The 12448-nt window shown below is 44.6% G+C and carries 9 protein-coding genes; 6 read left to right on the forward strand and 3 right to left on the reverse strand.

Annotated features, from left to right (window positions below):
- Nucleotides 1–227 precede the first annotated feature (227 nt).
- Entirely contained in the window at nucleotides 228–632 is a 405-nt protein-coding gene (locus tag JCM15124_RS11665; protein WP_024999542.1) for a rhodanese-like domain-containing protein, read from the forward strand.
- Nucleotides 633–998: 366 nt separating this feature from the next.
- Here JCM15124_RS11665 and JCM15124_RS11670 read toward each other — a convergent pair whose 3' ends face one another.
- Entirely contained in the window at nucleotides 999–1535 is a 537-nt protein-coding gene (locus JCM15124_RS11670; protein ID WP_036885460.1) for a cob(I)yrinic acid a,c-diamide adenosyltransferase, read from the reverse strand.
- A 282-nt stretch (nucleotides 1536–1817) separates the two neighbouring features.
- Between JCM15124_RS11670 and htpG the strand changes: the two genes are divergently transcribed.
- Entirely contained in the window at nucleotides 1818–3875 is a 2058-nt protein-coding gene (htpG, locus tag JCM15124_RS11675) for a molecular chaperone HtpG (RefSeq protein WP_024999544.1), read from the forward strand.
- 283 nt (nucleotides 3876–4158) lie between these two features.
- On the forward strand, nucleotides 4159–5505 hold the full coding sequence (locus JCM15124_RS11680; RefSeq protein ID WP_024999545.1) for a YihY/virulence factor BrkB family protein: 1347 nt from the start codon (nucleotides 4159–4161) through the stop codon (nucleotides 5503–5505).
- A gap of 183 nt (nucleotides 5506–5688) precedes the next feature.
- Here JCM15124_RS11680 and lolA1 read toward each other — a convergent pair whose 3' ends face one another.
- Both lolA1 and JCM15124_RS11690 read right to left on the reverse strand, forming a co-directional pair.
- Nucleotides 5689–6300 (reverse strand): outer membrane lipoprotein periplasmic chaperone LolA1, encoded by a 612-nt coding sequence (gene lolA1, locus JCM15124_RS11685; protein ID WP_024999546.1) that lies wholly within the window; start codon nucleotides 6298–6300, stop codon nucleotides 5689–5691.
- An 87-nt stretch (nucleotides 6301–6387) separates the two neighbouring features.
- On the reverse strand, nucleotides 6388–8835 hold the full coding sequence (locus JCM15124_RS11690; RefSeq protein ID WP_024999547.1) for an FtsK/SpoIIIE family DNA translocase: 2448 nt from the start codon (nucleotides 8833–8835) through the stop codon (nucleotides 6388–6390).
- 101 nt (nucleotides 8836–8936) lie between these two features.
- Between JCM15124_RS11690 and JCM15124_RS11695 the strand changes: the two genes are divergently transcribed.
- The 3 genes from JCM15124_RS11695 to tilS are packed head-to-tail and all read left to right on the forward strand — an operon-like array spanning nucleotide 8937 to nucleotide 12214.
- Entirely contained in the window at nucleotides 8937–9620 is a 684-nt protein-coding gene (locus JCM15124_RS11695; RefSeq protein ID WP_024999548.1) for a 3'-5' exonuclease, read from the forward strand.
- A 1-nt stretch (nucleotide 9621) separates the two neighbouring features.
- Complete coding sequence (locus tag JCM15124_RS11700; protein ID WP_024999549.1) at nucleotides 9622–10830, forward strand: class I SAM-dependent rRNA methyltransferase; 1209 nt, start codon at nucleotides 9622–9624, stop codon at nucleotides 10828–10830.
- Nucleotides 10820–12214, forward strand: coding sequence for a tRNA lysidine(34) synthetase TilS (gene tilS / locus JCM15124_RS11705; protein WP_024999550.1), 1395 nt, complete (start codon nucleotides 10820–10822; stop codon nucleotides 12212–12214). The genes JCM15124_RS11700 and tilS overlap by 11 nt, the downstream gene beginning before the upstream one ends.
- Nucleotides 12215–12448: the final 234 nt, after the last annotated feature.

Genomic DNA, 12448 nt, shown 5'->3' on the forward strand with positions numbered 1-12448 from the left:
TTTTTGTATTGCCGGTATCGCTCTTCGGGGCTACGCGCCCCGGCCGCGAGGCAAACCTGCGGTGTTTTTCATAGATTAGAGACCATGAAAAACGTGGCTGTTTGTTGCACTTCGATTTGGAATGTACAGACAAAGTTAATATCTCTTAAATGTAAATAAATATTCTGCATATATCCATAGATTTATATTGGAATTGGCTAATTTTGCTCAAGAAAAGAATTACAAATATGAAGAATATTCTAAAAAACAGCATTAAGGTTTCTATAATTCTATGCGCGTTGGTAGGCTTTGTTGCTTGCAATTCACCCAAAGCAGCAATTGGCAATGTAGATGTCAGTCAGTTTGAGAAGATAATACAGAAAGGAAATGTCCAGATTGTTGATGTCCGCACCGAAAAAGAATATAAGGAAGGATACATAAAAGACGCACAGAATATAGACGTACTGCAGGAATCGTTTGCTGCAACAGCCAAACAGAAACTTGACAGAAGTAAGCCGGTAGCCGTTTACTGTCGTTCAGGAAGACGCTCTGCACAGGCGTGTGAGATTTTAAAAGCATCGGGCTTTAAAACTTACAACTTGTTGGGCGGCATCTTAGAATGGAAGTCTAAGGGGAAAAGTATAGAGCAATAATAACTTTGGCTAAACCAATTTCACTTGCGTTTTGCTTAAGTTTTCTATTTATCATAACTAACATTAGTTAATAAAAGCATAGGTTTTAAGACGCAGGAAATATGTAAAGATTTATCGCAAAGATAGTTGTTGTATAACCATCTCGTTATCAGCGTTTTGCAAAACCTATTGTTTTGCATTCCAAAACCGTAGGTTTTGCACGGTAAAAGCGTAGGTTTTACAACGCAAAACCTACGCTTTCGCAACGTCAAAACGTAGTTATAATTTTTTAAGGGAATTATCTTGACAGAACGAACAGTTGATTAGTGCATTCTGCCGTCAATTTTCTGTACTGCAATCAACAGTTTGTTTGCTTTACCTTGACTGTTATCGGTCGATGCCTTCGCGCGACAAAAGTCCCTTGTTGGCATAGTAATGTTTCACTTCTTGCATATCGGTTACAAGGTCGGCATAGTCGATGAGCTTTTGCGGAGCGTATCTGCCAGTCAGCACAACTTCCGTTTTAGCGTCTCTGTTGTCGAGTGCTTTTATAAGTGCATCAATACCAACAAGTTCCATATTCAGGGCTATCGTGATTTCATCGAGCACTACCATATCCCAATCGCCCGACTTTAAGCACTCCGCACACTTGCGCAAGCCTTCCTGTGCACGCTGCTTATCCGTTTCGTCGGGTGCACGCATCAGCATACAGCCATAGCCAAATAGCTCGACAGATATATTCTCAAAGTAATCTGCAATGCGTGTTTCGTTATAGCGCATCGATTTTACGAACTGCCCTATAAATACTTTTTTACCTGACATACAGGCTCTTAGAGCCAGCCCGAAAGCTGCTGTCGTTTTGCCTTTACCATCGCCCGTGTAGACGTGTACCTGTCCACGGCTCACCATTTTCTTTGCACTCATTTGGTTAAGAGCTATATATTTTAGGTTTTCAAATTGCTTTTTTACACCTTATTATATATAGTAAGTCAAATATTATCTTGTTTTGATAGCTTTAATTCTGAATACAAAAGTATAAAATTAAACAGAAAACAACGAAAGAAAGAACAATAAAATTGTGGCGAAACCGAAAATATGATGAATAAAGACTTAATGGTTAAGGATTTCTTTCGCTACTTAACGTACTTTGGCATACTATTTGTAAAACTACAAGCAGATAGAAATTAACAAATAAAACATACAATTATGCAAAAAGGTAAAATAGGAGTAACAACAGAGAACATCTTCCCTGTTATCAAGAAATTCCTTTATTCAGACCACGAAATATTCCTTCGTGAGATGATTTCTAATGCTGTCGATGCAACGCAGAAGTTGCGCACACTCGCCGTAACGGGCGAATTTAAAGGCGAAACCAACGACCTTAAAGTAAGCGTAAGCCTCGACGAAAAGGCAGGAACGCTCACCATCAGCGACAACGGTATCGGTATGACAGCCGAAGAGATTGACAAATATATCAACCAGATAGCCTTTTCGGGCGTTACAGACTTCTTAGACAAATACAAAGACAAGGCAGAAGCCATTATCGGACACTTCGGTCTGGGTTTCTATTCTGCCTTTATGGTATCTAAAAAGGTGGAAATCATCACGAAGAGCTACCGCGACGGTGCGCAGGCAGTGAAGTGGAGCTGCGACGGAAGTCCTGAATTCTCACTCGAGAACACCGAGAAGGCAAATCGTGGTACAGATATTGTGCTCTACATTGACGACGATTGCAAGGAGTTTTTGGAGAAACAGAAGATTGAGAGCTTGCTCAACAAGTATTGTAAGTTCATGGCTGTGCCCATCGTATTTGGCAAACGCACCGAATGGAAGGACGGAAAGAACGTTGAAACCGACGAGGACAACGTTATAAACAACGTGGAACCACTGTGGGCAAAGACGCCGTCGGACTTGAAAGACGAAGATTACAAGAGCTTCTACCGCACACTTTTCCCGATGAACGACGAGCCTTTGTTCTGGATTCACCTCAATGTGGACTACCCATTCAACCTTACGGGTATCCTCTACTTCCCACGTGTGAAGAACAGCATAGAACTTCAACGCAACAAAATTCAGCTTTTCTGCAACCAAGTGTTCGTTACCGACCAAGTGGAAGGCATTGTGCCGGAGTTCCTTACCCTGCTCCACGGTGTCATAGACTCGCCGGATATACCGCTCAACGTGAGCCGTAGCTACTTGCAAAGCGATGCCAACGTGAAGAAAATCTCTACTTACATCACCAAGAAAGTGGCTGACCGACTGAACGGAATATTCAAAGAGAACCGCAAGGAATACGAAGAGAAGTGGAACGACCTGAAGCTTTTCGTGAACTACGGTATGCTTTCGCAACCCGATTTCTACGACCGTGCAAAGGATTTCTCGCTCTTTACTGACGTAGACGGCAAGAACTTCACATACGAAGAGTACCGCACGCTTATCAAAGACAACCAAACCGACAAGGACGGAACACTTATTTATCTCTACGCAACCGATAAGGAGGAGCAGTATTCGTATATCGAGGCGGCACGTGCAAAGGGGTATTCCGTTGTCTTGGCAGACGGACAGTTGGACGTTCCTGCTGTTTCGATGCTCGAACAGAAGTTCGATAAGTCGCGTTTCGTGCGTGTAGACTCCGATGTAATCGACCGCATCATTGTGAAAGACAACGCTGCCAACGAGCAGAAACTTGCCGAAAACGACACCGATTTGCTCACGCAGGCGTTCCAATCGCAGATGCCTAAGATGGAGAAAGCAGAATTTATGGTAGCAGTAGAAGCGTTGGGCGAAACCGCACAACCTGTTGTGGCAACGCAAAACGAATATATGCGCCGTATGAAAGAGATGAGCCAATACCAGCAAGGCATGGCTTTCTACGCACAAATGCCTGACACTTACACCATTGTGCTGAACTCCGACCATGCGCTCGTGAAGCGAATACTCGAAGAAGGCAATGCCGAAACAGCCGAAAAGCTGAAGCCTATCCTCAGCGAAATCAAGGGCTTGCAGGCTCGCGAAGCTGCTTTGCGCCAAGAACAAGGTAAGAAGAAGGCGGAAGAAATTACGCAGGAAGAGAAAGACAACCTCAAGAACACCGAGGAATCGCTCAGCAAACAGCGCACCGAAAAGAACGATGTGATAGCCAACTATGCAAAGGACAACAACGCCATACATCAGCTTATCGACCTCGCACTCTTGCAAAACGGCATGCTGAAAGGTGCTGCGCTCGACAAGTTCATTAAGCGTTCGGTGGATTTAATAAAGTAAAAGTTCAGATAAAACAGAAGATAAAGAGAAGTATATGGGCGCAATTATTGTTTCAATATTTGTTTCGTTGGTAGCAACGATTGGAGGTATTTACTTCGTATTACAAGATAAAAAGAACAACAAACTTTAAAAAACTGCGTGTGAGAGTTTCTAAAAGCTCCCTATATATTTATCTGAAAGTTGCAATATGCACAAATATAAAAAGGTGAAATCGTTGCTGATTTCACCTTTTTTTATTAAGTTTGCACAATAACCCCTACCCTTTTACGAAACAGGAACGATGATGAAGATAGACATAAATAACATAAAATACTTCTTAACCACAGGAATGTGGCTGAAAACAGAGCACCGCTCGAAACGCAGGAACATAGTTATCAGACAGCTGCAAAAACTCTATCTCGCCATAAAATTCTTTTGGGAACGCGACCATATAGCAGCTACAACGCAGCTTTCGTTCTCTACGATAATGGCAATAGTGCCCATTGCTGCCATGATTTTTGCAATTGCCAACGGCTTCGGCTTCGGTAAGTTCATCGAAATGCAGTTCCGCGAAATGCTTTCGGCGCAGCCACAAGCTGCCGATTGGTTGCTGACACTCACCCGGTCTTACCTTACTCACGCCAAAACTGGCATCTTCATCGGTATCGGATTGGTGATTATGCTTTACAGTGTGTTCTCGCTGATAAGCACCGTAGAGCGAGTTTTCGACAGTATATGGCAGGTAAAGGGCACGCGTCCCTTCAGTCGGGTGCTCATAGACTACACCGCTATGATGTTCTTCGTGCCCATTGGCATTATCATAATGTCGGGATTGAGCATCTATTTTTACAGTTTTGTAGAAAATCTGAACGACCTTCGCTTTCTTGGAACCATTGCCCGGTTCTCGCTCCGCTACATTGTGCCGTGGACAATTCTTACCTTTATGTTCATTGTGCTTTATGTTTTCATGCCCAATGCAAAGGTAAAAATCACGAAAACCATAGTGCCCGCCATGATAGCCGGCCTGCTGATGCTCTGTTTGCAAGCAGTTTACATTCACGGACAGATATTCCTTACAAGCTATAACGCCATCTATGGTTCGTTTGCAGCACTGCCGCTGTTTATGTTGTGGATACTTGCGTCGTGGTATATCTGCTTATTTTGCGCCGAACTCTGCTATACCAACCAGAATTTGGAGTACTACGAGTTCCTTGTAGAAACGAAAGACGTGTGCCATAACGACCTTCTCGTGATGAGTGCCACCGTGTTGAGCCATATCTGCCAACGCTTTTCCGACGGCGAAAAGCCCTACACGGCATTTGAAATAAAAACGCTGACACGTATTCCGATGCGTGTTGTGGTAGACATACTCTACAAATTGAAAGAGGTAGAACTTGTTTCGGAAAACCATTCCAATACCACTGACGAAGTAACCTATGCGCCTACTCACGACACAAACAACATAACCGTGGGCGAAATGGTAGCCCGTTTGGAAGCAGCACCCGCTTCTAAGTTTGCCCTTCTCGGCATTTGTCCCAACAATGCGTGGGACAGGGACGTATATAATAAGGTGGAAAAGGCGCACGCTGCCTATCTGAAAGAACTGAAATCTATCAACATAAAAGAGCTTACAAAACGACAGAAAGACTGAAAAACAGCCTCCAATAGAGTGGTAATTAATAATAAACACCTACATCAAAAGGAGGTTTTCAGCTGCATATACTTAGTGCGAGCAAGCGTGTAGTTTCATCTTTCCGAATCGAAAGAACTTTTTCGTTCAACCACATGAGCAATGCCAAATTTATTTAAGCATTGCCACGGCGAGAAAACACCTTTACCGCAAATCGATAATCTCTGCCGAGGGTGCATCGGAATGCTTGAAACGGAAGTAAGAGTTGGGCTGTGAAGCAGCACGGAAATTGCTGATATTAATCGTAACCCACTTCTTCCCTTGCAGCATCTTTATTTGTTGCGGATAGTAAGCCTTCGATACAGTAACATAAAACTCCTGCATGCTGCGTGCAGGGTGAATGGCTTGCAGGTGAACGATGTATGAGTCGGCGGTTGTTTTCATCGAAAGGCGGTAGCCATTCTTATACATTGTAATGAAAGCATAGGGGTTCATCGACAGGCGTTGCGCTTCGTTGGGCGTGGAAATGTTTACTTCGTTCGTATTCTTCATATATGCCCACTGCGTTTTACCGTCGAACCAAATGGTGGTTTCGGGCGTTACTGCCTTGAATTTGTTGTTTTTAATGGCAATGCTGCCCGATGTTCTGCCCATCTCTCCACCGGTGATAGAGAAGTTGGCAGCGGCTCCGCTACGGCGTCCGACGATGGCAGCCGCATTGTCTAACACCTTTTTTGCATCTGCAGAACTTTGTCCGAAAGCATTGACACATAGCATAAGTGCCAGTGCTGCTAATATGTTACGTTGTATTTTCATTGTCTTTATATCTCTTTTTATTCTTACTTATGCAATTTTAATTCTTATTTCTGTAAGTTCAAGCGTTGCTTACGCCGGACCGAACTCTTACTTGTGCAATGTTGAAAGCAACGAACTGAGGCTCGTTTCGTCGCCGATGAGTACTTCGCGGGGCTTCGAACCTTGCGCTGTACCTACGATGCCGGCTTTCTCCATCTGGTCCATCAGGCGACCGGCACGGTTGTAGCCGATGGCAAAGCGACGTTGTATCATACTTGTAGAACCTTGTTGGCTCAGCACAATCGCACGGGCAGCATCTTCAAAGAGCGGGTCGAGGTTCTCGTCGAGACTACCACCGCTTATTCCGCCCTCATCTGTAGCAGGTTCAGGTATCTCCAATGGAGCAACAGGACCGGGTTGCGTGGCAATGAATTTCGATATATCCTCTACTTCGGGCGTGTCTACAAAGGCACACTGCACGCGAGTTGGCTCGCCTCCGTTTAGGTAAAGCATATCTCCACGCCCCACAAGCTGCTGCGCTCCGGGGCGGTCGAGAATGATGCGAGAGTCCATCATGGCACCCACACGGAAAGCTATTCGACCGGGGAAGTTCGCTTTGATGTTACCTGTAATGATAGATGTGGTTGGTCGTTGCGTTGCAATAATCATGTGAATGCCAACGGCACGTGCCAGCTGAGCAATGCGGGTGATTGGCATTTCTATCTCTTTGCCGGCGGTGAGGATAAGGTCGCCGAACTCGTCGATGATAACAACGATGTACGGCATAAACTCGTGCCCCTCTTCGGGGTTCAACTTACGACTTAAAAATTTCTTGTTGTATTCCTTTATATTGCGCGCACCTGCAGCCTTCAGCATATCGTAGCGACTGTCCATCAGCGCACAAAGACCTTTCAGCGTCTTTACCACTTTCTGCACATCGGTAATAATCGGCTCGTCTTCGTTCTCCTCTACTGCCGCCATAAAGGGTTTGGCAATAGGCGAATAAATACTGAATTCCACCTTCTTAGGGTCTACAAGCACTATCTTTAAGTCGTTCGGGTGCTTCTTGTACAGCAAGGAAGTGATGATAGCGTTTAGTCCTACCGACTTACCTTGACCGGTTGCACCCGCCACAAGTAAGTGCGGAATCTTCGCCAAGTCCACCATATACACATCATTGGTAATGGTTTTACCCAACGCAATCGGCAGTTCCATCGTGCTTTCTTGGAACTTTCGTGAGTTCAGAATAGAGAACATCGACACGATAGAGGGCTTTGCGTTAGGCACTTCTATACCGATGGTGCCCTTGCCGGGCATCGGTGCGATGATACGAATACCGATGGCAGCAAGACTGAGTGCAATATCGTCCTCCAAATTCTTAATTTTCGAGATACGTACACCTTGCGCCGGCGTGATTTCATAGAGCGTTATGGTAGGTCCGACCGTAGCACGAATGCTGCGAATTTGCACACCGAAATCGCTCAAAACCTTTATAATGCGGTTTTTGTTCGCCTCTAACTCTTCCTTATCCACGAAGTTTACGTTGTTGTCCGAGTCGTATTGCTTTAGCAAACTAAGGGTCGGGTATTTCCAACGAGTAAACGGTTCGTGCGGATTAATAGGGGTTGAGAGGTCGGTAATGCCTGCTACCACCTTGCCTTGTGCCTTTTCTTGCTCCACAGGAATGTCTACCGTCATACCTATTTCAGCAGCAGTGGCGTCTTCAGCCTTGACCGTTTTATCGGTCTTCTTGCCTTTTGTGCTCGGCTTTATCATCGCTTCGGGCAGGTTGTCGTCAAGGAAATCCACTGTCTGAGGTTCGGTTTTCAAGAATTTTTCCACCGCCTCTTCGTCCATTCCATCGATGTTTTCGGTTATTTCCTCCTTACCGTTGTTGTGGTGAACAATGGTAAATTTCACCTTGTTGCGCAGATAACCCACAGGGTTCAGCATCTTTTTCACCACCGTAATGGTTTCCGAAGTAAGGTAAGTAAGGAACGCTATCATCGTAACGGCGAGAATTGCAAGCAGTCCCGGTGAGCCAATGATGTTTTCAACATACTCTACAACAAACTTTCCGTGGTCGCCTCCGGGGTTGAAAATGTTTTCGCTCATCAGCGGTGTCAGGAATTTGGCAAAGGTAACAGAACTCCATATCATCACCAAAGCCGTTCCAAAGAACCATTTCCAAAGGTTTATTTTCTCGTAAGCCTTCATCATTTTCACACCGCAAAGTATGATATATAAAGGTATGAGGAAAGCGGGAATACCGAAACAACGCGATATGAGAAAGTAAGAAAGCAACGCTCCCACCGAGCCGCAATAGTTCTGAAACTCTTTTGCACTGTTTTCTATCTCACCGGGGCGCAGCGACGTAACCAAACTTTGGTCGGCTTGACCTGTCGAGAAATAGCTTACAAAGGCAAAAAATATATAGACAGCAAGACAAAACAATACCAATCCAAACACAAAGCCTGTCTTATCGTTTATTATATAATGTGCGCCAATAGCCTCGCTAAATGTTTTCGGAGTTCTTTCCGTTTTCTTTTTTGCCATTATGAAATGTTTAAATCAAATGCAAAAGTAGTAAAAAATTGCCATATAATCGGGTATAATTTCAGAAGATTTTGCTAATTTTGCAAAACGAAACAGACATCATGATTACTAAATTATACAACAAATTCGATAAAAAGAGCATTCCGGAACTGCCCCGTGTTACGTTTCAAGGTAAGATAGTGGTAGTGCTTAACGAGGCAGAAGCCAACAAAGCCGTTGATTACTTGCTGTCGGCAGACATTCTCGGCATCGATTCCGAAACACGACCTGCATTCAAAAAGGGACAACATCATAAGGTTGCACTGTTGCAAGTGAGCACAAGAGACGTTTGTTTTCTCTTCCGTCTGAACCTTATCGGTATGCCGCCGTGCGTTATTCGACTGTTGGAAGACACCACCGTATTGAAGGTTGGACTGTCGCTGCACGACGATTTTATGATGCTGCACCAACGTTCCGACTTCAAGATAGGACGTTTCATCGACCTTCAGAATATCGTAAAGCAGTTTGGAATAGAAGACCTTAGCTTGCAGAAACTGTATGCCAACCTCTTCCACGAACGCATTACGAAACGCCAACAGCTGTCGAACTGGGAAGCACCTGTACTGACAGAGCAGCAGAAAACATACGCTGCAACCGACGCATGGACGTGCATTCAGATTTACGAACGACTGCAGGAACTGCACAAAACGCAAAATTACGAAACCGTAATAGTGCACGAACCACAACCAAAAAATGCCGAAAGAATCGATGAAACCGACGCTAACGGCACACCAAAGAGCGATTGATATGTACAAGAAAATAGTTTTAAAGAAAGGAAAAGAAGAGAGTTTGCTGCGCAGACACCCATGGGTGTTCTCCGGTGCTATCCTTAAAATGGACGAAACACTGAAAGAAGGCGAACTCGTAAAGGTCTATACACACGATGGAAACTTCATGGGTGTGGGACATTTCCAAATCGGTTCCATCACCGTGCGCATACTTTCGTTTCACGATATAGCTATCGATACCGACTTTTGGGAAAGCCGCATATCGGCTGCATTGGCGGTACGCGAGGCAATTGGCGTAATCCGACCCGAAGAAAGCGCAGCTGCAACGGGCGAAACCATAAATACAACCTATCGTTTGGTGCACGGCGAGGGCGACAATCTGCCCGGATTAATCGTCGATGTGTACGGAACGACATGTGTATTGCAGGCTCATTCGGTGGGAATGCACGTCGCTCGCTACGAAATAGCTGAGGCTTTGCGTGCCGTTCTCGGCGAAAAAATTGACAGCATCTATTATAAAAGCGAAACAACACTGCCGTTTAAGGCTGACTTGGGACAGGAAAACGGTTTCCTTTACGGTGATACCGACAACAATATTGCCATTGAAAACGGACTGAAGTTCCACATCGACTGGCTGAAAGGACAAAAAACGGGTTTCTTTATCGACCAGCGGGAAAACCGCAGTTTGCTCGAATATTACGCAAAAGGGCGTTCGGTGCTGAATATGTTCTGCTATACGGGCGGTTTTTCGGTGTATGCGATGCGTGGCGGAGCAAAGACGGTGCACTCCGTAGACAGTTCGGCAAAGGCGGTGGAGCTTACCAACGAGAATATTGCGCTGAACTTTCCGAACGACAGTCGCCACGCTGCCATCTGCGAAGATGCTTTCAAATATCTCGACGATAATGATGGAAAGTACGACCTAATCGTGCTCGACCCTCCTGCATTTGCCAAGCATCGCAGTGCATTGAAGAACGGGTTGCGTGGCTATACCCGCTTGAACGTGAAAGGGTTTGAACGCATTAAGAAGGGCGGTATATTGTTTACGTTCAGTTGTTCGCAAGTTGTTACAAAGGAAAACTTTCGCCAAGCTGTGTTTACGGCTGCTGCTCAAGCAGGTAGAAAGGTACGCATATTACACCAAATACACCAGCCGGCAGACCATCCTATTAATATTTACCACCTTGAAGGCGAATATCTGAAGGGGTTAGTACTCTATGTTGAATAAGGTAAAAACATACATCAACACTCACAAACTTCTCCGCCCGGACGGTCGTTACATCGTTGGACTGTCGGGAGGAGCAGATAGTGTTGCCCTTTTACTTATTCTCAAGGAGTTAGGTTACTTCGTTGAAGCAGCACATTGCAACTTCCATTTGCGTGGTAAAGAGAGCCAAAGAGACGAAGAATATTGCATAAACCTGTGCAAGAAAGAAGGTGTTAAACTGCACGTAATTCACTTTTACACAGCAGAATATGCAGAACAACATAAAGTAAGTATTGAAATGGCGGCACGCACCCTGCGTTACAACTATTTTGAAACCTTACGACACGATATTAATGCCGATGCTGTTTGTATTGCACACCATCGTGATGACTCGGTGGAAACGGTACTTTTAAATCTTGTCCGCGGTACCGGCTTGCGCGGACTGATGGGCATTCGCGCTCGAAACAAACACATCGTGCGACCTCTTCTCGCTTGTTCCAAAGCCGACATAGAGGCTTATTTGGCTGCAAAAGAACAATCCTTTGTTACCGATAGCAGCAATTTCGTAGCCGATGTAAAGCGCAACAAACTGCGATTGGAGGTTGTTCCAACGCTGAAAGAAATAAATCCGTCGTTCGATGAAACCATTATAAAGATGTCGGAAAACATCGGCGAAGCACAAAAAATCATCAATGCGTCGTTAGAAAATGCCTTTTCAAACATCGTGTCGGTAGAAAACGGCGATACAGACGCTTTGTTTTCGCAACTCCAAGACGGCATGCCCAAGCAGGCATTACCCAACTTTCGCATCGACACAGTAGCACTGAAAACCTACGTTTCGCCCGAATATTTCCTCTTTTACCTACTCATACCCTACGGCTTTAGTTCGCCACAGGTAAGAAACATCGCTTCTTCATTATCGTCAAAGAGTGGAAAAGAATATATAACAGATAGTTACACGCTTCTATTCGATAGAAAGATGATACTTGTTTCGCAGCGCGAAAAGACTGTTCCAAAGCCATTGGAACTGCCTGAAACCGGCAAATACATCTATTCGGAACAGTGTTGTATCGAAATAAAAGAAGAGGTAGTAAACGACATTTTTACCATTCCTACCGTGCCAAACGAGATAGTTGTAGACAAAAGAAAGGTGCATTTCCCACTTGTTTTGCGCCGTACGGCAACGGCAGACCGCTTCCGTCCTTTCGGAATGAGAGGTTCTAAACTCGTCAGCGACTACCTTACGAACTTGAAAGTAGATGCCGTCAGCAAACGCAAACAACTTGTTTTGGTCGATGGAAACGGTGAAATTATGTGGTTAGTAGGGCGTCGTTCCAGCGAAATATACCGCATCGACAGCACCACTACCACGGCACTGCGCATTCGTTTTTGCAATTTAAAATAGCTGATATTTTGGTGTTGATAACTTATTTTATAAGCGAAAAGAAGCCGGCATAACTGTAAAGGTTTTTTACAAGCATAACTATTTCCTAACAGTCTATGTATCAACATTTTGCAAAACCTGTTGTTTTGCCTGACAAGATAATCCTTAAAATACAACTTATTGAAAATAAAGGAGTTATCTTGTTGGCATAACTAAACAGGTAACGATTTGGAAACGAGCAAGCTACTTGGCTTT

This window comes from Prevotella falsenii DSM 22864 = JCM 15124, from assembly GCF_000613945.1.
Taxonomy (GTDB): Bacteria; Bacteroidota; Bacteroidia; order Bacteroidales; family Bacteroidaceae; genus Prevotella; species Prevotella falsenii.

Coding starts and splice junctions, on each gene's coding strand:
- JCM15124_RS11665 (WP_024999542.1), top strand. CDS start 228: ATGAAGAATATTCTAAAAAACAGCATTAAGGTTTCTATAATTCTATGC.
- JCM15124_RS11670 (WP_036885460.1), bottom strand. CDS start 1,535: ATGAGTGCAAAGAAAATGGTGAGCCGTGGACAGGTACACGTCTACACG.
- htpG (WP_024999544.1), top strand. CDS start 1,818: ATGCAAAAAGGTAAAATAGGAGTAACAACAGAGAACATCTTCCCTGTT.
- JCM15124_RS11680 (WP_024999545.1), top strand. CDS start 4,159: ATGAAGATAGACATAAATAACATAAAATACTTCTTAACCACAGGAATG.
- lolA1 (WP_024999546.1), bottom strand. CDS start 6,300: ATGAAAATACAACGTAACATATTAGCAGCACTGGCACTTATGCTATGT.
- JCM15124_RS11690 (WP_024999547.1), bottom strand. CDS start 8,835: ATGGCAAAAAAGAAAACGGAAAGAACTCCGAAAACATTTAGCGAGGCT.
- JCM15124_RS11695 (WP_024999548.1), top strand. CDS start 8,937: ATGATTACTAAATTATACAACAAATTCGATAAAAAGAGCATTCCGGAA.
- JCM15124_RS11700 (WP_024999549.1), top strand. CDS start 9,622: ATGTACAAGAAAATAGTTTTAAAGAAAGGAAAAGAAGAGAGTTTGCTG.
- tilS (WP_024999550.1), top strand. CDS start 10,820: ATGTTGAATAAGGTAAAAACATACATCAACACTCACAAACTTCTCCGC.